The 22,475-nt window shown below is 59.2% G+C and carries 16 protein-coding genes and 4 pseudogenes; 8 read left to right on the top strand and 12 right to left on the bottom strand.

All coding sequences use genetic code 11. The features are described 5' to 3' along the window. Window positions 1-750 precede the first annotated feature (750 nt). Window positions 751-981, bottom strand: a pseudogene (locus tag CSR00_RS24985) (IS30 family transposase); the annotation flags it as partial. Between the two features lie 163 nt (window positions 982-1,144). On the opposite strand from CSR00_RS24985, the pseudogene CSR00_RS24980 reads away from it, so the two are divergent. Then, window positions 1,145-1,414 (top strand): annotated as a pseudogene (locus CSR00_RS24980) (transposase); the annotation flags it as partial. A 16-nt stretch (window positions 1,415-1,430) separates the two neighbouring features. Here CSR00_RS24980 and CSR00_RS24975 read toward each other — a convergent pair. Next, complete coding sequence (locus CSR00_RS24975; RefSeq protein ID WP_099025100.1) at window positions 1,431-2,486, bottom strand: IS110 family RNA-guided transposase; 1,056 nt, start codon at window positions 2,484-2,486, stop codon at window positions 1,431-1,433. A 222-nt stretch (window positions 2,487-2,708) separates the two neighbouring features. Between CSR00_RS24975 and CSR00_RS24970 the strand changes: the two genes are divergently transcribed. Beyond that, window positions 2,709-3,590: an IS3 family transposase gene (locus CSR00_RS24970; RefSeq protein WP_099025099.1), complete on the top strand. Its 882-nt coding sequence runs from the start codon at window positions 2,709-2,711 to the stop codon at window positions 3,588-3,590. Between the two features lie 93 nt (window positions 3,591-3,683). After that, a pseudogene (locus CSR00_RS24965) lies at window positions 3,684-3,896 on the top strand (integrase core domain-containing protein); the annotation flags it as partial. Window positions 3,897-3,946: 50 nt separating this feature from the next. Here the strand turns inward: CSR00_RS24965 and CSR00_RS24960 are convergent. Both CSR00_RS24960 and CSR00_RS24955 read right to left on the bottom strand, forming a co-directional pair. Next, on the bottom strand, window positions 3,947-5,134 hold the full coding sequence (locus CSR00_RS24960; protein ID WP_176562258.1) for a lipopolysaccharide biosynthesis protein: 1,188 nt from the start codon (window positions 5,132-5,134) through the stop codon (window positions 3,947-3,949). Between the two features lie 50 nt (window positions 5,135-5,184). Beyond that, on the bottom strand, window positions 5,185-6,252 hold the full coding sequence (locus tag CSR00_RS24955) for a glycosyltransferase (RefSeq protein ID WP_099025097.1): 1,068 nt from the start codon (window positions 6,250-6,252) through the stop codon (window positions 5,185-5,187). 949 nt (window positions 6,253-7,201) lie between these two features. On the opposite strand from CSR00_RS24955, the gene CSR00_RS30340 reads away from it, so the two are divergent. Together CSR00_RS30340 and CSR00_RS24950 are read left to right on the top strand one after the other, a co-directional pair. Next, window positions 7,202-8,290 carry an O-antigen ligase family protein gene (locus tag CSR00_RS30340; protein WP_141564480.1) on the top strand — a complete coding sequence of 363 codons (1,089 nt, stop codon included), beginning with the start codon at window positions 7,202-7,204 and terminating at the stop codon, window positions 8,288-8,290. 259 nt (window positions 8,291-8,549) lie between these two features. After that, window positions 8,550-9,101, top strand: coding sequence for an arsenate reductase/protein-tyrosine-phosphatase family protein (locus tag CSR00_RS24950; RefSeq protein ID WP_176562257.1), 552 nt, complete (start codon window positions 8,550-8,552; stop codon window positions 9,099-9,101). Window positions 9,102-9,406: 305 nt separating this feature from the next. Here CSR00_RS24950 and CSR00_RS24945 read toward each other — a convergent pair. The 3 genes and pseudogenes from CSR00_RS24945 to CSR00_RS31855 all read right to left on the bottom strand — a co-directional run. Further along, a pseudogene (locus tag CSR00_RS24945) lies at window positions 9,407-9,622 on the bottom strand (ISL3 family transposase); the annotation flags it as partial. Between the two features lie 227 nt (window positions 9,623-9,849). Continuing rightward, window positions 9,850-10,740, bottom strand: coding sequence for a sulfotransferase domain-containing protein (locus tag CSR00_RS31860; RefSeq protein WP_099025096.1), 891 nt, complete (start codon window positions 10,738-10,740; stop codon window positions 9,850-9,852). Window positions 10,741-11,037: 297 nt separating this feature from the next. Further along, on the bottom strand, window positions 11,038-11,862 hold the full coding sequence (locus CSR00_RS31855) for a Stf0 family sulfotransferase (protein ID WP_407662523.1): 825 nt from the start codon (window positions 11,860-11,862) through the stop codon (window positions 11,038-11,040). Between the two features lie 258 nt (window positions 11,863-12,120). On the opposite strand from CSR00_RS31855, the gene CSR00_RS31850 reads away from it, so the two are divergent. Beyond that, window positions 12,121-13,020 (top strand): glycosyltransferase family 2 protein, encoded by a 900-nt coding sequence (locus CSR00_RS31850; protein WP_407662522.1) that lies wholly within the window; start codon window positions 12,121-12,123, stop codon window positions 13,018-13,020. Here the strand turns inward: CSR00_RS31850 and CSR00_RS30850 are convergent. Then, window positions 12,998-13,270, bottom strand: coding sequence for a hypothetical protein (locus CSR00_RS30850; protein ID WP_176562252.1), 273 nt, complete (start codon window positions 13,268-13,270; stop codon window positions 12,998-13,000). The two genes, CSR00_RS31850 and CSR00_RS30850, sit on opposite strands and share 23 nt — an antisense overlap. A gap of 461 nt (window positions 13,271-13,731) precedes the next feature. Here CSR00_RS30850 and CSR00_RS31845 point away from each other — a divergent pair, with 461 nt between their 5' ends. Further along, window positions 13,732-14,382, top strand: coding sequence for a glycosyltransferase (locus tag CSR00_RS31845; RefSeq protein ID WP_245906504.1), 651 nt, complete (start codon window positions 13,732-13,734; stop codon window positions 14,380-14,382). A 249-nt stretch (window positions 14,383-14,631) separates the two neighbouring features. Here the strand turns inward: CSR00_RS31845 and CSR00_RS24920 are convergent, their stop codons facing one another. The 4 genes from CSR00_RS24920 to CSR00_RS24905 all read right to left on the bottom strand — a co-directional run bounded on the left by CSR00_RS24920 (window position 14,632) and on the right by CSR00_RS24905 (window position 20,629). Further along, window positions 14,632-16,266 carry a sugar transferase gene (locus CSR00_RS24920; protein WP_099025092.1) on the bottom strand — a complete coding sequence of 545 codons (1,635 nt, stop codon included), beginning with the start codon at window positions 16,264-16,266 and terminating at the stop codon, window positions 14,632-14,634. A 255-nt stretch (window positions 16,267-16,521) separates the two neighbouring features. Beyond that, window positions 16,522-18,072 carry a tyrosine-protein kinase domain-containing protein gene (locus CSR00_RS24915; RefSeq protein WP_099025091.1) on the bottom strand — a complete coding sequence of 517 codons (1,551 nt, stop codon included), beginning with the start codon at window positions 18,070-18,072 and terminating at the stop codon, window positions 16,522-16,524. Window positions 18,073-18,240: 168 nt separating this feature from the next. Further along, window positions 18,241-20,100: a DUF4012 domain-containing protein gene (locus CSR00_RS24910; RefSeq protein WP_176562253.1), complete on the bottom strand. Its 1,860-nt coding sequence runs from the start codon at window positions 20,098-20,100 to the stop codon at window positions 18,241-18,243. Between the two features lie 70 nt (window positions 20,101-20,170). Further along, the gene (locus CSR00_RS24905; RefSeq protein ID WP_099025090.1) at window positions 20,171-20,629 is read right to left on the bottom strand and encodes a hypothetical protein; all 459 of its coding nucleotides are present in this window, start codon (window positions 20,627-20,629) and stop codon (window positions 20,171-20,173) included. Window positions 20,630-21,726: 1,097 nt separating this feature from the next. On the opposite strand from CSR00_RS24905, the gene CSR00_RS24900 reads away from it, so the two are divergent. Then, window positions 21,727-22,344: a M15 family metallopeptidase gene (locus tag CSR00_RS24900; RefSeq protein ID WP_099025089.1), complete on the top strand. Its 618-nt coding sequence runs from the start codon at window positions 21,727-21,729 to the stop codon at window positions 22,342-22,344. Window positions 22,345-22,475: the final 131 nt, after the last annotated feature.

Below are 22,475 nucleotides of genomic sequence, written 5' to 3'. Positions count from 1 at the left end.
GCCCAACGGCTACTGCCAGGACCTGACGCCGGACCGGGCTGAAGCGCTCTACTACCATCGCCAGCGGCACCCTCAGACCGAGGAGGCACTCAGATAAGAGAACCTCCCGACACGCCGGGGCGGATCACACAGCAGCCGCACCTTGGCCTCGGGCGCTTCTTTGAAAGCTAGCTGGTGCGGGTTATGACGATGTAGACGCCGACACGGGTTGGGGTGCTGGGGGACGGGTTCTTCGGCGGCGGGATGAGAAATCGCCAAATCCCTCGTCCCGACAATCGAAGGAACCTGTCAGTGACCCACGGTAATGCACTGTTGTCGGTTGAAGGGCATCGTTGCCTCGTCGCTGATGTTGCTGATCGCCCGATTGCCCATGTAGCCGCTGAGATGGGAATCGCGTGGGCCTGTGCCAGCACGTAGGTGAATCGGTTCCGCCGGTTCGGCGAGCTCGGCCTGCTGTATCGTTCCTGCGCCTGCACCGCCAACCCAGCGCGACCCCAGCAGAAGTGATCGCCGGGATCAGGGCGATGCTACGGACCCGGAAGTGGTCGGTGTCTCGGATCTCCTTCGAGCAGAGAGGGCACGGCGTAGCGATCAGCTGAGTGAGTCCAGCTGAGCGCCGCAGCCCACCGTGGCGCGCAGGCCCGGTCACATGGTGGACATCGAGGTTAAGAAGGTCGGCCGCATCCCCGATGGTCGTTGTCGTGGCTGGAAGGCTCACGGCCGACAGATGGGCAAGACCAATGCTCAATCGCGCAGCAGTCCGTTGGTGTTCTCATTGCTGCCGCGTTGCCACGGTGACCGGGAGTCACAGAAGTACACCGGCGCGCCGAGCTTCTCGGCGGTGGCGAGGTGACGTGCCATCTCGGTGCCCTGGTCCCAGGTGATCGACCGCATCACCGCCGCCGGCAGATCCCGCATGCGGCCCACCAGGGCTCCGTGCAGCGAATCGGAATCGGCGCGGGGTAGATGCACCAACTGTGTCGCCGTCGCCTGAAAACTAACCCCGTGTCGGCGGGGACTACCTGCTCACTATTCGACCGGAGCCGACAAACCTGGCCATTGACGTGGCGTGTTCCCGCTGAATGAGTCCAACCAGTTTTAGAGTCCTGTGGCCCGATGTCGGGCCAGAAGGGACGATGAACACATGGCTGGTCGGAAGCGGAATTCTGCGGAGGACATCGTGCGCAAGCTGCGCCGGTCAGATGAGCTGGCTGCCGAGGGCAAGACCGGTGAGGAGATCGCGGCCGAGCTGGGGGTCTCGCCGGCCACGCTGTACAACTGGCGGCGCACCTACGGCGGCATGGATACCGACGCCGCCAAGGAACTCAAAGAGCTGCGCGAGCAGAACGCCCGCCTCAAGCGGCTGCTGGCCGACGCCGAACTCGAAAAGGACGCGCTACGGGAGGTCGCCAAGGACGCTCCTATAGATGTCAAGTGCTGATTTTGGCGTAGTCGGCACGGAGCGTGTGGAAGACTTCACGGGCCAGGTAGCGCTTCTGGCAGCGGATGATTTCGGGCATGGACAGGCCCTCGGTGGTTCGGCGGTCGGCGTAGGCCCGGCTGCGGGGGTCGTAGCGCAGGCGCACGACGGTGGCGATGTGCAGGGCACTATTGCTGGATCGGTCTCCGCCGCGGTGCAGTCGGTGCCGGTGGGTTTTGCCCGACGAAGCCGGGATCGGGGCGACGCCGCAGAGGTGGGCGAACGCGGCCTCGCTGCGCAGCCTGTCGGGGTTGTCGCCTACGGTCACCAGTAGTGCCGAGACGGTGTCCGGCCCGAGGCCGAATACAGCACTGGTGGCCGGTGCGGCGGCTTGCGTGAGTTCGTCGAGTTGCTTGCGGAGAGCGCGTGTTTCGGTGTCGAGATGCTGGACCCGTACGGCGATCGACCGTAGAGCGTGTTTGGCTGCCTGGGCAGGATCGCCGAGGTTGCTTAAGTCGGGCCGCAGACGGGCGCAGGCAGCGACCAGCTGCGCTGAGGACAGGCCACGCAGCTGGGTGCGTAGCGACTCGGGAGCGGTGATGACCATCGAGCGCAGGGTGTTGAGGGCACCGGTGCGGGCCTTGACGGTGCCAATGCGGGCGACGCGCAGCATCCGGATGGCTTCGATTGGTCCGTCGGCCAGTTTCGGTGCGCAGCTGGCCTTGCCTGCTAATACGGTGCGCGCAGCCGCCTCCGCATCGATCGGGTCGCTCTTGCCACGTTGCCGGCGCAGGCGCCGGTCCGGGCGCGGAACTTCGAGTACGTCGACACCTTGATCGTGCAGGTAGCGGGCCAGGCCGGCCCCGTAGGCGCCGGTGCCTTCAACACCGACCCGGCTGAGTTTGCCTTTGGCGCGCATCCATCTGAGCATCGACGCGTAACCGGTTGGTGTGGCCGGGAATTCGGCGTCAGCGATCAGTCGGCCGTTGCGGTCGATAAGCGCAGCGTGATGTGTCGCGGTGTGGGTGTCCACTCCACCGATGATGGATCGTTTGCTGCCGGCCATGTCTGGCTGGTTCCTCTCCTGTTGGCCGGGCCGTGCGCAGAGGGTGGACAGGCCAGTGATGGGCCGCGAACGAGCACGCTCCTATTAGGTCACACCGTCGGAGCCGAGGCCCGAGTATTCATGTGTGGTGGATGCCGGTCCGAGGCTCGACAGGTCCTTTGAAAGGCACAGGGTCGGCCAGGAAATTTCAGGGTCACAACCTCGGAACGGCATCCGGTAACCATCATCACTGGAAATTTTGAGCCCAGCTGCCAAACGCCGTGCCGTCGACATGCCCAAGGAGACCTTGAGCATGTCCGAACGGCTGGCCTGCAACGCTGTTGGGCTGGCTCGCTCCACCTATCGCCGTCTCCCGCTCGGGCAGACCCCCGACGATCCGGATGCCGAGATGAGGGCCTGGCTGCGCTCCTACGCCACCAAACACCCCTGTCATGGTTCCGGCGTGCCTGGGCGGCGCTGCGCTACGACGAGCGCCGTGAGGTGAACAAGAAGAAGGTCCACCGGCTGTGGCGCGAGGAGGGCCTGCAGGTCCGTGTGCACAGCCCGCGCAAGCGGGCTGGGATCTCCTCGGTCCCGCCGGTGGAGGCCGACGCGCCGAACGTGGTGTGGGCGATCGACTTCCAGTTCGACTCCACCACCGACGGCAAGGCCATCAAGATCGCCTCGATGATCGACGAACACACCCGCGAGTCACTGCTGCATGTGGTGGAACGCTCGATCACCGGCGAGCGGCTGGTATTCGAGCTAGAGAAAGCCTTCGCCGCGGCCGGCGGCCCGCCGAAGGTGCTACGGATGGACAACGGGCCGGAAATGGTTTCTCAAGCGCTACAACGGTTCTGCGAGAACAGAACCGGGATGGTCTACATCCCGCCGGGCAGCCCGTGGGACAACGGCTACATCGAATCGTTCAACAACCGCCTGCGCAAGGAGTGCCTCAACCGCAACTACTGGAACACCCTGTTCGAGGCCCGCGTGGTGATCGGCGACTTCAAGCACGAGCACAACCACCGACACCGCCACTCGGCCCTGGGCTACCTGACGCCGGCCGAGTACGCTGCAGCCTGCCGCTGCACCCACACCCCGGTGGCCTGCAGCATCAACTGAGAACGGATCAAACCAACCCGACTCAAGAACCGGATGGACCAGTAACGGGGACTCGCCAGACACACAGCGATGCACGAGGTCATCGCCAGCCTCGGCGCCCGTAAGATATTCATCCGACCTCACTGCCCCTGGCAGAACGGCAAGGCAGAACGCTTCAACCGCACCCTGACCACCGAGCGGGCCTACCGCCAAGTTTTCACCACCAACCTCGCCCGCTACACCGCCCTTGAACCCTGGCTTGAGCACTACAACAATCAACGACGCCACTCAGCCCTCGGAGGCCAACCCCCGATCAGCCGACTGTGACCAACCTGACAGCCGAACACATCTAGGCAGCGGCAAACCAGTCATAGGCGTCATGGTGGAGTTGAACGTTGGGTACGACGGAAGCTTTGTACGCTTATGTGAGCGAGACTGCAGGCAATGGCGGCCGCTGCAAGTCGCATCACCGCAGCCGATAGTATACCTCCCCCCATCGCTAGTACAATTGGCAGAATAGCTCCGGTTGCCAATAAGACCACAAACTGGTTTATTGCGGCCGACCGAACATAACCGACGGCTATTAGGCCACCGTTTTGAAGCCCTACCGCAATCTCAAAACCGGTTGCTGCTAACATTACCCCGAGTATGGGTCCTATTCCGCGAAAATCAGGTCCGAATACCGCCCCGAGGAGTGGATCCGAGAAGAAGCCGGCGACAAGTCCGACAAGTGACAAGATCGTGAGAATCGAATATGCGATCTTCGGGATGTCATCGAGGTTATGTGACTTTGCCGCTCGCGCCAGAAGAACTTGTCGTGGTCCATTTGCAAGCGCGACTGGCGCCTCGGCAATACCGACACCAACGGCATATCGCCCGAGATCTGCGGGAGAAACAAATCCGGCCAAGACCAGCTGATCTAGCCTGGCGCGGAGCAGCCAAGACATCCGCACTGGCCATACAGTCGCCGACTCTTTGAGTAGGGGTATCACGTCGCGTAGAGGGGCGGCACGGCCAGCAAAGGGTCGGCATGCAAAAATTGGGATGGCTGCGGCCAATATCCAGCAGAGCCAAACGCTCAACGCAAGATCTTCCGTCGGACGGTCTACGACGAGAAGAATCAACGGGCCAAAAAGCCGTACGAGGCCGCCAGCGATCTGAGACATAGTGAGCTTCCTGTAAGCATGTCGACCTACGAGAACGCCCCTGCCCACCACCGTGGCAGTCGAAACCGGCACAATTAAACCGGCAGCAACAGCGACAGGCCAGGAAAAATTCCACCTATGCGTGTACAGCATGACCAGAATCCCCGGAATAATTGCGGCTCCAACCGCGATCATCGCCGCTGTCCGCTGAGCCCCAGGGGGTATTGAGTTCTTGGCAAGATGTCGAGCTAGGACGTCAGGTAGTCCGAACGCTAGAATTGCATCGCAGACGGCCAATGCAGCGATAATCGCAGCTAGGTCTCCACGCCCGCTGGCGCCAAGCGTTCGAGCAAATACTACGTTGGCGAAGAACCCGCCAATCGGACCGAGGAGTGTCGCGAGGCCGAGTTCGATGGACATTCGTGCGTCCCGTGAACCCAGTATGGACAGGAGCGACCTTCTACCCGCGGTCATTCTTCGACCGATTTCGCGAGTTCATTCCAGTACGAAGCCCTGATCTTCTCTACGTCACGCGCGTAGCGGGAGAGCCACAGCTGCCGATCTGCGACCGAAGCTTTCGCGTGGTCGCCAGCTAGTATCTTGGCGAGGTCAGTTGCCGTCCAGAACGGCGCACCCGTTTCGCCGAAGAGCTCAGTGTGTGCGCCAATGCGACTCCACGCGACTCGAGCTCCTTCAGCAATCGCTTCTTGGCCCACGATAGGGAATCCCTCCGAATAACTCGGAAGAACGACGAGAGAAGCATCCCTCAAGGCTGAGCGAATATCGGAAATATTTGACCCAAAAGTGACGTCACCCCGAATCCCCAGCCGGGCGGCAAGCTGCACGAGGTAGTCGCGGTATCCGGGACGGTCAACAGCACCAACAATCGAAGTATGGGGACGTGGCGGTCGCAGCAATGCCAAGGCTTCGAGAACGACCTCTATCCTCTTCTGTGGGTTGTAGCCCGATGGAACCAAGACGGTACCAGTCGGCTTCTCATCTATTGGACACTGCGGTTGGTGAATATCCCTAATCGGAGGAACCGGGTTAGGTAAATAGTGAATTTTTTCACTACTATCCCGACGGCACCACTCCTCTACTTCATGGTGGCTGACGCATAGGACCGCCCCTGTCCGGTCGAGTAGTAGCCGTTCTGCAAAGTCCCCGGCAAACTGGCGGATGAAAGACTGCCCCACCCAAGGCGTGCCATGCGGTGTATATAACACCCTGTTTTGCTGACATGACCGCGGCAAGACGAGCCGGCCAATAAACCCAGCCTTCCGACCGTGAAAGTGGACGAAATGCGGGTTGGACGTCAAAATAGCCCGTCGCAGCCTGCAGACGCCGCGGAACGACATCAGTGGTTCTTGCAGATATACGACTTTCGATGCTGGAGGAAGTTCGCGTACCCGCTCACCTGGCTGGCACGCAACAGCGACTTCGAAACGGCCAGTTTTGACTAATTCAAATGCCTGCGAGACAACCGCAGTGAAGCCACCTCGGGTTGGGGTTGGATGGACAAGCAGGATCCGTATCACCGGCCACCCCTAGTGCCCGCGAAGCTTATACATCGAAATGAAAACTCAACCTTGGATAGCCCTTTCTTAGTGGTGCGCCAGGAGAGGAATTTATCCAGTATGTGTCGGAAATGAGCGCTGGAGTTTGAGAAACGCACGGATGCATTCGATGCTATGGGCCGTACTGTCCATAGCATCGAATGCATAGCATAATGCCTAGCCGCTAGACGTTGGCCTGAAGGCGATATAGTAGGCGGCGCCGCACCCAATTTCTGGGGTTTCGAAACGAAAGTCGCCGCAAGATGCGGGCGACAGCGGGGGTTTGGCATCGGGTAGGGCCCGAGTGGACTCCCACCGCGGTTAACCGATAGCACCCTTGCTGCTATCACTAGTCGTCGGGTGAACGCATCGCGCTTCACAGGTCGCCCAACTTGCCAACCATTCAGCCCCCGCCAAGCCGCTCCCAGCCGCGAAGAGGTATGCACCTAAGCTCACTGAAGGCAATATAGCGTAGCGATCTATCCGGCTGCCATGTCAGCGGGTCGGGCAGCCTCTCGAGTTCCTCGTTCAACGTCAGCGACTTGGGGCGATAGGGTGCTTAAATCTGTCCCCTGCGAAAGTCTGGCGATCATGATCGCAGGTTTGGGGCCATCTGGACACAAGCGGATAGCCGGACTCCGGATCTAGGGTAAGTTATCGGTTTGACGGGGGGAAGGAGATGGGGCGCCTAATGGTATGTAGCGGAACGTACCGGGATGTGCCTGGCCACCGGGCAGTTAGCCTGGGGCAGCCTACGGTTGTTTTGTTGTGCATTGGCTTACTGTTGTTCGTGAATGTGCCAGTACCTCTTCTGGAAACCTCTAATCGGGCGATAGGTATAGTCGTTGTATTTCTGCTCTTTTTGAGTGCGAATAGAGTCCGCACTCCTTTTTGCCGCGCCATGTTCCTATTGCTACCAGCCTATTTTTTAGTGCCACTGCTCTTTCGACACGATCTTGAGGTCTCTCATATAAGCAACCTGCTAGTTCTTGAGCTCATCCTTCTGGGCGGAATGGTGCTTCTCGCCCGCGCGATCTCGGATGGGCCCGTTCGGGCGAGACTTATTGATGTCCTTATATTTTTTGCGCTCGCCAGCGCGGCGATCGCTTTTCTGCAGCGTTTCGGGGTGTTGGGGCCCCTTGGGCGTAACCTCTGGGGCCACGCAGGTCTGCCATCCGGCCAGTTACGTGGTGCGGGGTTTCTGCCGGACCCCAACTTCCTTGCTGTGCTGCTCGCAGGAGTTATCCCATTAATTGCTAGTTGGCGCCTCAGTCACCTGCGTCTTATCAGCCTAGTAGTAGTAGCAATGGGTCTCTACTCGACAAATTCCCGCGCCGGCATCTTCCTAGCGGTCCTGGCATTGTTACTAACAGTCGTGGTGAAACGCGCACCGACTCGAATGCAGTCGAAAAGCCGCCGGAATCGCTCCGTAGCCATCGCCGCAGCTGTGTTGATCGGCCTCTTTGTCTTAAACGTGGGTGGGCAGCGAGATCGCGTTCTGGAGGCGATGTTCGTCGAAGCGGGGATTAGTCAATCGTTTGCTGGCGTGACTCCAACTGATACCTTCGTTGCCCACGAACGTCGGCGGTTGCTAGTTTCGTGGCTAGACCTAAGTGTCAGCAACTTGCCGATCGGGGCTGGCAGTGTGCCGCGCAATGACCAGCTGAAGGCTGCGCACAACACCTTTGTAACGCTTGTCGCTGAGGGTGGAATCGTTGGCATATTGGTGGTTCTTACAACACTCGCTTGCGTCGTAGTTTTCGTACGTCGGCTGGCGGAGCCGTTCGCAATTTTGGGTATTGTTGTCGTCCTCGGCGGTATGTTTCTGAGTTATCCTGGCGGATCTGTTTTGCTGGTCCTTCCTATGGGCTTGGCGGACGGGATCTTGGCGGCTGGTCTTGGCCGAAGAAACGGCGCAGGGACAGCGTCGCCGCAGATGAGCGGTCGGCGACCCGAAGACAGCGGCGGAAGGCCTTTGGGAGCAAAAGTGGACGGGCGAGAGCGAACCATGAGCTTCTAGTGAATCGTTGCGGCGCAGGGTCTCCGGCACTGGTCGTTCGTTTTGTTGGGTGGGACTGCTGCGTTGCGTATGCTAGGTGGACTGCAGATAGTTCCTTCGGCGCCATTCGGGAGGTCCTAAGAAATTCAAGTGCAGGTCGGCTCCATCCACAACCGCTACCCAAATTGTCAGGAATGCTAAGGCTTAGTTTGTCGCTACTCTGTTGCTGGCGGATCGCTCAGCGTGTGCGTATGAGGTAGGCACTGCAGCTAATTGTAATATGTCAAGCGCTTTGAGATGGGAACCACTTCTGCGCATACTTTTTGTCTGTACAGGAAATATCTGCCGTTCCCCCATGGCGGAACGGCTTGCGTCAGCGTATGGTGTTAGTCTCGGGATTCGAGATTTGCGCACGGGCAGTGCTGGCACAAGGGCGGTTGTCGACCATCCGATCCACAACGAGGCGGCAGTCGTCATTCGATGTCTAGGTGGTGACGCGTCGAATTTTGAGGCCCGGCGACTCACTCCGCGAATCGCATCAGATGCTGATCTAATCCTCACGATGACGGCAGCCCACCGCGATATCGTTCTCGAGCTCGCTCCACAACTTTTCGGGCGAACGTTTACGCTCGCCGAGGCGGCTCTTATCGCGTCGAGGCCTGATGCGCAGTCAATAGGAGATCTCAGGAAGTTGCGTCCTCACCTCCAAAAGCAACGGCTCCGCGACGTCCCAGATCCTATCGGTCAAAGCAGCGAAATCTTTAGCTCGGTTGGCGCGCAGATCGCAGAGTATCTATTGCCAATATTGGAGCTCTGTCGGGATCGAAGCTGATGTCCTAGAAGGACGTTCCGTGGTGAGAGGGCGACTTCGACTACGGGGCCGCGAGACGGGATCGGCCAGCAGGTCATAGGCACAACCCGGCAGTTCGCGACGCGGTCACTCAGATCGGGACCCGACGACCTCCGTGCGGCTCTGCTGAAAATCCGCACCGACGGTGTGCATCAATTTGAGCCAAGATGTCAATGGCCAGGTTGAAGTATCCGCTGGTGGCCATAAAAGTATGCACCCCGTGCGGTAGTTCCTTTTACTTGACCAAAACCGGATACCTGCACTTGGCCACCACTGGCTACTTTTTCAGGTTCATGGGCCAGCGTGCGGGTGACACTGTCCCGCGGACTGCCCTCTTCGCCGCAGCGGCGGCACCACCGGTCCTCGTCGGCGATCCGGCACGCCAGCACTGCACGATCAGGGGCCAGGCGTTGCGCGGTGACCTCCAACCGAAGCTCGTCGAGGCGGCAGAAAGTCGTCAAGTCAGCGCAGGCGAAGCCCGCCTGACCGGTAGCGTCAGGCACGTCGAGGTCTTTCGGATGAGGCGTGTAGGAACCTTCATCTTCGAGAGACCTCGACCCCTGTCCCGGCAGCGACGCGCCGACCACCGCTACACCCTCAACTGCGAAGAGCCCTTTTGCATTGGCCACGGACACAAGAGTGGGGTGATAGACGTAGAAACTCCGCCATGAAATGCCATACTGGCGGCACGTCTCCGCGACCGTGATCTGCATTGGTTGCAGGTCGTCCACTAACTATCGAGATCCTGTACCGGTTCGGTCCAGTCGGAGACGTCTATATCGACCAGAGTCGAGAGGCGCTCGTTATACGGTTCGAAAAGCTGTAGTAGACGCTCATTTGTGTCTGCTGGGATTTCGTGGCTATATGCATTTGCATTCATGGCCGTAAAACCCTGGGCTGATCTACCCTCAGGCCTCAGGCCAAGAAAGTCAATAGACTGCGTGACCGAAGTTGCCGGATCGCTAAACAAGTGCTCACTCTTAAGCACAAGGAATTGCTCGCGCGGATAGTACGCGAGCCACCGCTCAAGCTGGACGCTGTATAATCCACGGCTGATGTATGAGTTGTGCTGGTGGAGGTATGGATCTGTCAGATCGAGGATCGGCGGACTATGGCTTCTGGCCAGTCGCAGTTCTCGCGCGACAGCATCGGCGAAAGATAAATCTTCTAATCCGAGCTTAAGCGCGTGATTGTAGTGCGAGTACGCTCGTGCTACCGGATTTCTAAGAATTACAATAATCTTCGCTTCGGGAAGCAAATCGTGCATGCGTCGCGGCGCATCAGGATGAAACAGATAGTAGGGGGTAGCTTCTCCTGTTATGTAGTACTGAGATCGCGAAGTGGGGAAATGGCCGAGGTACCAATTTAGGCCCCGGCTATAGTGCAAGTCAAAAAAGTGGACCTCCTTCCGTAAGGCGGGTTTTATGTCTGGATGCCGTGTCAAGTAGCTATAGAGAGAGGTGGTGCCGGCTTTCTGTGCTCCAATTATGACGAAATTGGGTTTGGTGAACCGTCCCAACGACACGCTGACTGTGCGGTCGACCCGGAACCGCCGATGCAAATCTGATTTAAGCGAGTCCCGTAGGGGCGCCGAGCGTAGTGCATTGCCTAGAGCATGCATCGTCGGGGTCCTTCCGCTTGCGGCGAATTGTTGGCTGCACTGCGAATTGCGGACGGCACGCCCGGATGTCTCCGCGCTCCCGCCGTCCGGTCAGGGCCTCCAGGAAAGGCTTCGGAGGCCTCGTACTTTGTGCTGGGACTACTTACTGCCCTGTGTTGCGGATGCGGGGTAGCCCTCATAATTTGCATGTCTGTTGTCAGCAAGAATTCGCAGCTTGAAACTGCTTCACTTCGAATCCACTGGACCGAGGCTCTGTGCGGAGTGGTCCGACATTCTTGTAGTTGAGGGCATGAAAAGTTAGCTTTTACATGCTCTGAAGTATTTTCCTGGCCGGAGCCGGCTGGCTCCGCGGCGTGCAATGTCGACCATTGCGCCGAAGAGCAGCCGATTGGAGTAGCCGAGGGGGCGTTGGTACTCATCAAGGTATCTCCAGGTGGACAGGTACTGGTTACGTGCGACTGCATCTGTTTGCTGCGGGGTCCGCGATCGTGGTTCTGGTGGGGCGGGTACGCATGGCACGTTCATTGCACGTGCGATGCGTGCGACGGCACCCGCTTGGTCGGCTACAACATCTTCGTACGCGAGGTCGATGGCATCGATGCCATTGGCCTCAAACAAGATCCGCCACAGGCCGTTCCACATGACTAGTTTGTGAGCTACCTGGTCGGTCTCTCGCTGGTTGCTGAGTCCTGGCAGCCTTCTTGGACGGGTGCTTACGTTACCGCTAATGTCCCATATGCCAGTCCGCTGGGAAGTCTGGAAGGAGACTGCCTGGGAGAGCAGCCGGCGGCGGTAGAGGAGGATGCATACAGCGTCCGGTTGTGTGAGCCACAACTGCACCAGTTTTGGGTTCTGTTCCAGGTGTAGCCAATGCAGTTTCACTGCGAAGACACCGTTCGGCGTTGTTCGGTGCTTCTCGACCCAGCTGACGTAGTCAGTTAGATCCATTGGACGCGGAGCCGGAGCTCCGTTTGATACACGCGCAGCAATCACATCAGAATTTATCTGATTGACATACTCGTGGGGCACACCGATGCCTGCCCTTATTAGCTGCCGGGCAAGTAGGTAGGAACCAGACCTGGGCGTTGAGCAGATGATCAGCCGGCGAGTGGGCTTCCGCACCGCTTGATCATACTCGACACCGTTTAGCGCACTTTCGGTGATCGCATCAGTTTCCACAAACGCCCCCTACATCGGTCCCGGGCTATGCATGCCCGGGTAAGCATAGTTGAGTGGAGACGGTCTGGTAGCCGACGAGCATGAGGATATCCTAGGGTGACACTTTGTTACCCGGGATCCTAACGGAATCTCATCTCCCATCCGGAACTACCCGCGAAGCACAATAGACCCTTCCGCTTGATTCTCAGCCGCCTGGCCGTCATGCTTGTGGCTATGTCTTCAGTGTCGGTCGTGTTGATCTTCTTGGATGCGGAACGCTTTATGCGGGAGGCGGTCCAGAGTGTGATTGATCAAACGATGACCGACTGGGAATTGATACTTGTCGATGATGGATCGAGGGACCGGAGCCGAGAAATAGCGCAAGATTTGGCGGTATCGGACGACAGAATTACATACTGCCACCATCCTAATTATGAGAACCGCGGAATGAGCGCGTCTCGAAATTTAGGCGCGTCCCACGGCTCTGGGCGGTACATCGCCTTCCTTGATGCGGACGATGTGTGGCTGCCAAATAAGCTCTCAGAGCAGACGGCACTTCTCGACGAAATGCCTGACGTGGCGATGGTGGTCGGAGCTCCACTCTATTGGTACAGCTGGGAACCGAGTTCGACGCTTCGCGACCAAGTAATCCACCCTGCAGGGTTCCAGGACGAACGTTTAGAGCCGCCTGACGCGGCGTTAGAACTCTATCCTCTTAAACGTAGGCCTGGGGGAGTTATAGGCGGTTTGATACGGCGAAGCGCATTCGACGCAGTGGGCGGTTATGAGGACAGATTTCGGTCATTGTATGAGGACCAGGCTCTGTATTTAAAGCTGTACCTTCAGTTTCCCATTTTTATATCATCACGGACCTGGATGCGGTATCGGCAACTCGATGCCTCCTGCTGCGGGCGTTCAAGTCGGGGGGAGGCATGGCGACGGCGGGGTGAATTCCTCGTGTGGTTGCAGGAATCGGATGATCTAGCTCGTACCAACGACACACGTGTAGGCGCGGCCGTCCGGCGGAGGCGTCGCGAGATTCCCTTTCTGCTGGCGGTAGCCCCTGTTGTCGAGGTGGTTGATCGATTGCGGGAACGTGCTACAAACAGGCTTTCCATATGAACACCAGCTTCACTGCGATGCCTCCGGCCACGCGGATATCGTGTCGCCGCAAGCTTCGCAATGGCGCTTTCAACGGGTTGTTTTGCCGGTGGGCGCGCAACAACGCTTCCAGCGCCGCATGCGCTAATGCATCTCTAATGCATCGACTTCTGGCCAGCGCCGTTCGTACATGAAACGTGCCGAATCCGAGAGTCGAGAATATGTCGGCGAAAATGGTTGTATCCAGCTTCTGGACATATTTCGGTTTCACCGCGCGTTAGGGCGAACACTATGGGAACTTTGATCGCACATGAATGGATTGCTGATGTAGGGGGCTCTGAGAACGTATTCGAAGAATTGCTGCGAGTGATGCCACATGAACGCGCAGTGTGTCTATGGAATGACAATCCATCGCGATTCGTCGAAGTAGAAGAGACTTGGCTCGCACGTTCGCCGTTCCGTCGCAACAAAGTCGCGGCAATGCCGCTGATGGGTAGCGCTTGGAAGAATGTTGACCTCTCATCAGTCGATAGGGTGCTGGTAAGCTCCCACGCATTTTCGCATCATTTGGCGAGTCGGGCTTCTCGAATGGAGATTCGAGCTTACGCTTACGTACACAGCCCTGCGCGCTACGTCTGGGCACCCGAACTGGATCAACGTGGACAGACGCTGGTGGGCCGAGCTGGGCGCGCATATTTTCGTAATTGGGACCGCAGGCATGTATCCGCAGACGTGTCGTACGTCGCGAATAGCAGCTTCGTTGCACAGCGTATAAAAAGGGCTTGGGACGTCCATGCTTCGGTCATATACCCTCCCGTTGACATCGAACGGATTAAGGCCTCCACCGGTGAGCTGTCTGAAGCGGACCTTGAATTGCTGGCTGCCCTTCCGCAGAACTTTGTATTGGGAGCTTCGCGGCTAGTGCCATATAAGAACGTCGAAGCTGCTATCAGCGCTGGAAATATTCTTGGGATGCCGGTTGTGCTCGTCGGAACAGGTCCGGATGAGGTTCGGCTGCGGCGTATCGCGGAGGAATCGGGTGTCCCGGTCGTTTTCGCCGGTCGCGTTAGCAACAGTCTCCTTTATGCAATCTACAGGCGTGCCGAGCTTTTCGTGTATATGCCGATCGAAGATTTTGGGATCATGCCTGTCGAATCTATGGCATGTGGTACACCGGTATTGGTAAATGATGTTGGCGGGGCGCAAGAAAGCGTGCTTGCTCTCAAAGGCGGGTGTACGGTTGGGTGGCGCAACTCCACGTTTTCCGATAGATCGGCTATTGAGAAGGCGATGGATGCTGACATCAGGTACGCCGCGTCGTCTGTGTCTAGGTTCTCAACCTCCGAGTTTGAGAAGAACATCAGGTCATGGGTGGGAGCTTGAATGAAACAAGGGGCCAGGCTAGTCCGTCTGCGTCCAGTGGACGCCGGTAGCGGGGGTGTACTGGTGTGAAAGCGATAGTCACTAGGCCATATGACCCAAAGTCGGGACATACTCTGCCAGCGCGCTAGGCTAACGCAGGGCACGTTTGAGAGGTGTGAACGGGATCCCAGCGCTTGGCTTTTCGTCGCACCGTTCGGTCAAGGCACGTACGTGAGCGGCCCTCCGTACGGTGCTTAGAAGGCTTTTGACTCAGTATGCGCCCTGCTTCCGGAGTACTGCATGGACAGTACGCCAGACGATGACAAGGTCTAGGACGGGTGACCAGTTGTCGACGTACAGGTGGTCTAATCGTATGCGCTGTTCCTCGGAGACATCGGATCGACCCGAGACCTGCCACAAACCGGTCATACCTGGCTTAACCAGAGAACGGCGCTCAACGAAATATCTGACAGAACGTCCTTCACCCGGCACGAGTGGTCGGGGACCGACAAGGCTCATAGTGCCGCCGAGGACATTGAAGAGTTGCGGAAGTTCGTCAATGCTCGTCTTGCGCAAGAACCTGCCCACCCGGGTTATGCGTGAGTCACTGGCCGACTTGTAGAACACTACGTTTGACTGTTCCTGGGTCTGTTGCTCGTTGTCTTTCAAGCTGTCGGCGTCGACAAGCATTGTCCGAAACTTCACTATGCGGAAAGGAACACCCCGGTACCCTACGCGGCTTTGTCGGAAGAATATAGGACCCCGGTCCTCCAACTTGATCGCGATTGCCGCCGCAAGCATGATGGGCGTGGCGAACAACAGGGCAGCGGACCCCACCACAAGGTCAAATATCCGTTTTTGCACCCGCGACGGCAGATCGCGTCGGGCACGTGCAACGTGGAAAAGCGGGAGGTTGTCGATCGGCCGTATCTTCAGTCTAGGACCTGCGATATCAGTCAGTCCTGGCGCGACGATTAGGTCAATCTGGAGCGCATCGAGTTGCCACGCAAGCGTGCGCATGCCCTGGTGCCCTAGGTGCTCAGTCGCAGTGACTGCGAGTGTGTCGGCGCCAGTGAGCTTCAGGGCCGTCTCGATCGCCTGCTCATCACCGAGGACTGGCACTGCACCAGACTCAGTTTCGATCATTTCTTCTCCGAGCTGGCCATCGAAGCCGGTGATGCAGGCTCCGACTACCTGATGGCCGGCGGACTTATCGCGACCAAGGCAAGCACATAACTCGGCGATTGACCGCGTGTTACTGCCGAGAACGACAACCTGGCTGGTGTATTCGCCGACTGCGCGCTTCCGCGCCAAACTCCTACGAAGTGCGCGACGACCGATGAGCAAGCCCATCAGTCCTAGGGGTATGGCAATCAGTAGGTAACCGCGGGCGATAAATGGATAGAGCTGGAAAGCTAGCGCTGTAGCGGCGATGACACCACATACCCAAGCGGTGGCGATTACAACTCTCCGATATTCTTCCGAACCACAACCTGATAGCGATAGATCCCAGGACTGCTGGGCGCCAAGCGCGATGATCCAAGTGACGACGAGAGCGACAGAATAACTGGTTCTGAGGAGAAAATTCTCATGTAAGTCGGCTGGCAAACCAAATCGCACAATCTGCGCCACGGCGACAGCGAGAACGATAACCGCAACATCGGTGAGTGCGGCGCGTAATCGAAACGAACGTTGCCAGTGCTTCCCGTTTCGGCTCGCCTGAGCAACCTTCTGGAGTGCTAGCTCCGAGGATTGATATTGATCCGAAGGGCGGAGGGGGTGGACCGTTCGCCGCCCGGCGCTGGTCAGGGCATCGCCTCGAGACACAGGCCGCGGTGGAGGGTCGACGTCCGCCGCCTGCGTGATCTTCGCGGCTGAAGAAATCGTACCTGCCACGTCAACCATCCCCCCGATAGCATTCTGCCGGACCCGTGAACTGAGTCAAGCTTAGCGTGCCTGTCAGAACAAATTAATCATAGGCCTGGCGTCGTGACGTTGCAGAGCAAACCAGGATTTCCTTGCCTGCGTAGGCCTTGGCGGGGGCGTACACCAGGCAGAAGCGCGGCCAAGGTGCGGTCCGAGCATTGGCGATCGGTTAATGAGCGGCGGGTACCCGCCGCTCGTCGCAGTATGCGAATGGTCGACCTATACAAAACGAGTTCAGTCTTCGCCGTGTTTGGCCGTGGATTGAGGAGCTTTCAAATTGTTTGCATCCCGAGCGTGACTCGAGCCCCGAGGCGCACGTGTCGACTCCGCTGGAGTGCTGCCGGTCTGCCTTACTGGTGGTTCGGTGGTAGATCTCGACAGAGCTTCGCTCTTCCCATCCTGGGATTTCGGCACTTTCCGCAGCGCACGCTGCGGGCCATCTTCGCCGTAATATCGATAGCTGTACGTACCGTGCCCTCGTTCTGGCGTCATTGTCAGGACTGAGCCAAGCAGCCGAGCTCCCACGTCGGCTAGCGCGCCCACCGCGTGCACAACCTGGTCGCGTTTGGTGTAGCCAAACCGCGTCATAATCAGCACGCCATCAGCGTTCGCAGCGAGGATCGCCGCATCGGTGACGGCCAGTAGAGGAGATGAGTCGATCACTACGTAGTCAAATCGTGCGCGCAAGTCGTTCAGTACCTTGTGTGCAGCCATCGATCCAAGGAGCTCACTTGGATTCGGCGGAACTGCGCCTGCAGACAGAACCGTTACACGCTGAAATCTGGTTGGCTGCAGTACTTCGTCAAGTGACGCGCCGCCGCTCAGGACAGTACTGAATCCAACAGAACCAACAAGGTCCAAGTACCTGTGCAGTGTTGGTCGTCGCATGTCGCCGTCAACAATGACGACGTTGTGCTCGGCTTCAGCAAGAGCAAGAGCGATATTAATGGCCGACGTCGATTTACCTTCATGAGGTACGGAACTAGTAATTACAATGACGCGCGGAGGATCGTCAACAGCCAGGAATTGTAGATTCGTTCGGAGTTTTCGGAACGCTTCGGCAATCGCCGAACTATCACGATCGAAGGAGATCGCGGGCTCTTTTCGTCGATCTTTGTCCAGAGGGATGATGCCAACTACTCCGACGCCGGTAACTTCCTCCAAGAGCTGTCGACTCTTCACGGTGTTGTCCAAGACGTCGCGAAGAGCTGCGAGGCCTATCCCCAGAAGAACGCCCAGAGCAAGGCCCACGGCAACATTCCGCCCGGGTTTCGGGACTACTGGACTATCGGGAACCGATGCACGTTGCTCGACGACGACGCGTGCATCGGGCCTGGCCCCGCCCTCCGGGGTTTCGAGTTCGCGAACAAGGGCGACGAATTCGTCCGAAAGCGTATTGGCGATGTCGCGTGCTCGAACGGGCGATTCGTCAAGTACCTCTACGTCGATCAACACAGTGTCGGGTTTCGCGCTTGCCTTCACTTCGCTTTGGAGGGCCCTAGCGGTCATATCGAGACCAAGCTTGTCAACTGTCCGTTGAGCTAATGTTTCGCCCATGAGTAATTCGGTATACGAGATCACGCGCTCTTGCGAGAACCGATTACCCTGGTAGATCTCGGAGGCTGTCGAGCCGGCAGTTGTGGATACGAACAAGCGGGTCGAGGCCTGGTAGAGCGGTGTAGTTAGCATGGTGACCGCGATAGCGCCCAGTACTGCCACTGCGATGGTCGCAGCGATCACTGCCCACCGATTACGAAGCAGTCCAATGAAGTCATGAAGACTCAACGTTGCCCCTTACTCTGATTACCCTGCTCCGCTTCGCCCGCGCTAGTTGCCTTTGGATTGAGGGTTGTTGTCTTTGTCCATCTGTCCTCCGAGCCGGATACTCTTGACTGTCGCCGCCCTACCCGGGCGCAGCCCACCTAGCAGAATTCCGCATTCCATTCATAGGGATCATGAAGAGCACGCAGGTACCGATACTGTCGGGGACACGGCTTCTACCAATGGTTGAATAGGAACGCGCGGGTCTCCGGCTGACGTCGGCTCTGAAAGATGGAAGCTTAGCTCGCCCGACTTCCCCGGCGGGATTGCTACCTGCGCTTCGAAAGTGGGGTGACCGCGTTCGGTACCTTCAAAAACTGGCACCCTCTGCCCATCGGACAGCACGCTCACCATTCTTGCGCCCTTGGTGCCAATGAGACGAACCGAGGTGACCATGGTGCCGTCTGGCACCTTAAATGGCAGTTCAGCACTGAGGCCTTGAGATGACGCCACATATGCGGGCAACGACCCGTCAGGCGCTGTGTTTGTCAGGCGAACGGTGATCGTGGATCTTCTGGTATCGCCAGCGCAACCGTCCGCAGCGTATTCGACCTCTGTGTCAAGGTAGTAATCCATCTTGTTGCCAGCGAGATTGTTGATAACTACCTCGGCGTATGGTGCTGAGTCATCCGGGATCACATGGCCCAGCGGAGTACCTTCGAGAAGCGCTTGGTCGTCTGGATGCGAACTCCACACCATTATTCGGCGCTCAGAGATCGCCTTCCCGAGGGCATCTAGCAGCTTCCGCGGCGATTCGATCGAACCAGTGATCTTCTTAACGACTTCGTTGGCAATATCCTGAAGAAAATTTTTCCGGGCTATTTGATCTTCTGGGAAGCGTTGGTAGGCGGTCGACTCCGTCAACTCGACCACGTTGTCGGCGGTAACGCGTTCTCCGTCGGGCATTGTTACGGGCCCGACCGCGCCGAGGATGTAACTTAGAGCAACCGGGTCGACAGCAATCACACCGTCGACAGTCGTTCCTGTCTGTTGTTCCCACATTGACCGCCAGATCTGGGCGGCATAGGGGAAGTGTGAGCTCTCATTGCTGTTGCGAACATCCTTGGTCGGATTCAAGAAACCGAAGTTCGTTGCGTACTCAGGGCCGAGGTCAACGTCGGCGACGGCTCGTTGTAGATCCACGTTGGAGCCGAGAGCGTCCACCGTTGGCTTTCCGTCGTCGAACCGAAGAATGCCGTACCCGCCGAGCAGCCCGCCGGTGCCACGCGCCTCGGCATTGGTCTGGAAACCCATGAAGTAGGTGCGTGGACCGTCCGCGCCCATCATGGACGGAACCAGACGCCCGGCCAGGGCCGTGTTCTCGAGAAGTTTCGTGATGTCGGTGGTCTGGCTCTGGAGCTGCGTCCGCGCATCGTTCAGGGCGGCGAAGTAGGTCGGTTCGGAGATCGCCCGAGCCTCGTCGCCGAGGCGGGTGGCCTCGGTCGCGATTTCGCTCAATGCCGGCTCCTTGGCGCGAAGGAGCTCGACATTCACCCGACCATCTTGGAGTAACCGGTCGGGGGAGATGGCCTCAGCGACATCCGCGGAAGGCTTGAGCACGTCGGCGGCCAGGCCGTAGACGACGTCGGTGATCTGCTGCCCGGTTTTGAAGGGGCTTCCCAACCAGGGCACGGCCGCGGCAATACTCCACGGAATCGAGTGCGCGGAGTCCCGCGCACTCTGTGCGTAAGACTGCGCGCTCTCAGCCCACTTCAGGGAGTCCTCAGTATTCGCCTGTAGGAGCGCGTCTTTGGCCTGCTGCGCACTGGTGCGAGCCTGCTCGAGGTTCGACTTCGCGCTGAAACCCTCGATCGCGAGCCAGGCGGCGAAGGCGACAACCACCACCAGCACGCCCAGCGCAGTCCACAGAAGTTGACGACGGCCCAGGTGCCTGAGCAGCCTGGGCCGTCGGTCATTGTGTTCTGCTCGCAGTGCGTCTTCGTCTTCGCCGTTCACGTCATCGTCGAACGGACGCCGCGAGAATATCTTCACTCAGTAGTTTTCCCGTTTCCGGTTTGAATAGGGACCGCACGCGGAGCGCGCGGTCCCTATGGCACTAACGTCAGACCGCGCAGCCCTTCGAGACGCCGATCGTGAGCGTGCCGTATGACCCGATCTTCGCCGTAGCGCCGGCAACGCAGGTGGTGAAGTCAAGCTGTTCCACCCAGCCGAACGCTTCCTTCAGGCCGAAGATGGACGGGATGAAGTTTGTCAACTGCACCTCGACCAGCGGCGTGAGGGTGGGTGTGACGTCCGCGGTCGGGCCCCACCAGAGCAACTTGTTCTGAAGAAGGGTGTAGCCGCCCGGCAGCAGGCCGCTGCTCGAGCTGACGGCAGGCGCAACGCAGTCTTCCGATGTAGCGTCGTCGCACTCGGTGTTGATGGCGGCCGCCCCGGCGCCGGCGCCGAGTCCGGTCGCGAAGGTTTCGGCCTGAGCGACAGGCACCGTCGCGAGAGCGGCGGCCCCAGCGAGCGCGCCGGCAGCGACCCCGGCCTTGATCTTTGTGGCGACAGTGGACATGTCCCCCCCTTATCCCTGTGAAGTCCCTTATCGAGTGCGCTTAGCATCCCATCCCCTAGGGGGGCTGTCAACCGATTCGGCGATTGCGGCGGGATCGTTTTCGTCAGCCTTTTCCGTTGTCGAGAGCTAATCGAAGAAATCGAGTCGAGGAGAAGTGGACGACCGGCTCAGGGGTTGCGAAAGAACTGGTGCGTGAGGCCGGATTGTTACGCGGCTGGGCGAAGAAATTAGGAGTCGGCGGTGGGGCTGTCAGGGTGGAGACGGCGCCGGCGGGCACTGCTGAGCGCAAGCTGAGGTTTGACTGAGTCCTGACGGTGTTCGGTCAGGCTGGGCACGAGTAGGTGACGGGACTCGGCGAAAGAGCTGAGAACGTCACGGGCCCGCGTGGTTGGCGCTGAGAAGTCCGCCCTGGGGCGGGCGACCATGAAACCTGGAGATGGAGGCGATTCGGGTGTGCGCACGGTGAACTTTGTTGGCTCGTGGCGGACTAGATGTCGATTCCCCTAGGCGTTTTTCTGTCGCCTTCCGCGGGGGAGGGCGCTGCTTGGCGAGGTCGTGCTCTGGTCTTGGACGTGCCCCGCTCCGGGCGTAAGCGCTTGGGCGAAGGCGCTTCGCGGTGCCAATCGCGCCTCGCCAGCGGAGTCGGACCCGATGCCAGCGCCAGCGCCTAATTCCCGAACCCGCTGCTTGCAGTGCGCTCCACTCTTCGACCGGACCCCACTTGGGAGCGCCGATCATCCAAGCCGTCGTATTCGGCCACGCGCCGAGCCCATTGAGGATATTCTCAGGAATCGTGTGAGCATGGTCACTGTCGAGGCTTCGGTTGCTTGCTTGGGTCGATGTGTTGGTGGCCCCCGCGGCTGTCCGCGAGGGCCGCGGGCCGTGATCCGTCCGTGATTGCCAAGCTAGGGCTAACCTAACCGGCGCGGGGCTCTCGAAGATTCGCACATTCTGGCAATCGCAGCAAACTTTATTTAGAGACCCTCATGACCGCTCGGTAACCAATCTCGAAACAGCAACCAAGAATCCCCCCGGAAAGGCGCGGTGACAGGCGGTAGCGATCGCCAGGCGATCCACCGAAACGGCGGGTAAGGTCTATGCGCCCACCACGCCCAGCCCCGCCGCGCCTGCCGGAGACCGCTTTGTCCGACGCTTCCCCGCACGCCGATTTCCTCGACGTCCTTTCCGTGGTCCCGGACGCGGTGATCGACCTGCGCTACGGCACCGAGGACAACTTCATCGGCACCCCGCTCTACCCGGCCGGTACCCGCTGCGTGATCCACAAAGACCTGGCCGACGGGCTGCGGACCGCCGCCGAAGAACTCCGAAAAAGCGGTGAGGTGCTGGTCTTCTGGGACGGCTACCGGCCCTACGACGTGCAGGTCCAACTGTTCAACGCCATGCCCAACCCGAAATGGGTCGCCGAACCCTGCGGGTACGCGCGTAACCACACCGCCGGCCGATCGGTGGACGTCACCCTGGCCCGGCGTGACGCGCCGGCGGGGGAGTTGGTCGACATGGGCACCGACTTCGACGACTTCACCCCTCGCAGCCTCGCCTACGCCACCGAGGGGCTCACCGACGACCAGCAGGAGAACCGGCAGCGGCTGCGCGCGGCCATGCGGGCCGGCGGCTTCCGCGTCTACGAACCGGAGTGGTGGCACTTCGACGGCCCCGGCGCGGCCGTGCCCAGGCCGCTGATCGTCCCCAGCTGATCGATCTAGGAGACTGCTGAAATAGGGGTGTCTGGGGCGGGGTGCCTCAGAGCGCTCTGTGGCGCGTTGGTGGTAGTCAGATCCGAAGGTCGATATTCGAGGGTCATCCCGCGGTGTTGAGCGTGGCACTG

Source organism: Mycolicibacterium palauense, assembly GCF_002592005.1.
Taxonomy (GTDB): domain Bacteria; phylum Actinomycetota; class Actinomycetes; order Mycobacteriales; family Mycobacteriaceae; genus Mycobacterium; species Mycobacterium palauense.
The sequence above is the reverse complement of the archived record's forward strand: the minus strand, read 5'-3'. Positions and strand labels throughout refer to the sequence as shown.

Excerpts from the sequence above, each read along its gene's own strand:
- CSR00_RS24975 (WP_099025100.1), bottom strand. The coding sequence starts at position 2,486 with ATGGCCGGCAGCAAACGATCCATCATCGGTGGAGTGGACACCCACACC.
- CSR00_RS24960 (WP_176562258.1), bottom strand. The coding sequence starts at position 5,134 with ATGTCCATCGAACTCGGCCTCGCGACACTCCTCGGTCCGATTGGCGGG.
- CSR00_RS24950 (WP_176562257.1), top strand. The coding sequence starts at position 8,550 with ATGTCAAGCGCTTTGAGATGGGAACCACTTCTGCGCATACTTTTTGTC.
- CSR00_RS31860 (WP_099025096.1), bottom strand. The coding sequence starts at position 10,740 with ATGCATGCTCTAGGCAATGCACTACGCTCGGCGCCCCTACGGGACTCG.
- CSR00_RS31850 (WP_407662522.1), top strand. The coding sequence starts at position 12,121 with ATGCTTGTGGCTATGTCTTCAGTGTCGGTCGTGTTGATCTTCTTGGAT.
- CSR00_RS24920 (WP_099025092.1), bottom strand. The coding sequence starts at position 16,266 with ATGGTTGACGTGGCAGGTACGATTTCTTCAGCCGCGAAGATCACGCAG.
- CSR00_RS24905 (WP_099025090.1), bottom strand. The coding sequence starts at position 20,629 with ATGTCCACTGTCGCCACAAAGATCAAGGCCGGGGTCGCTGCCGGCGCG.
- CSR00_RS24900 (WP_099025089.1), top strand. The coding sequence starts at position 21,727 with ATGCGCCCACCACGCCCAGCCCCGCCGCGCCTGCCGGAGACCGCTTTG.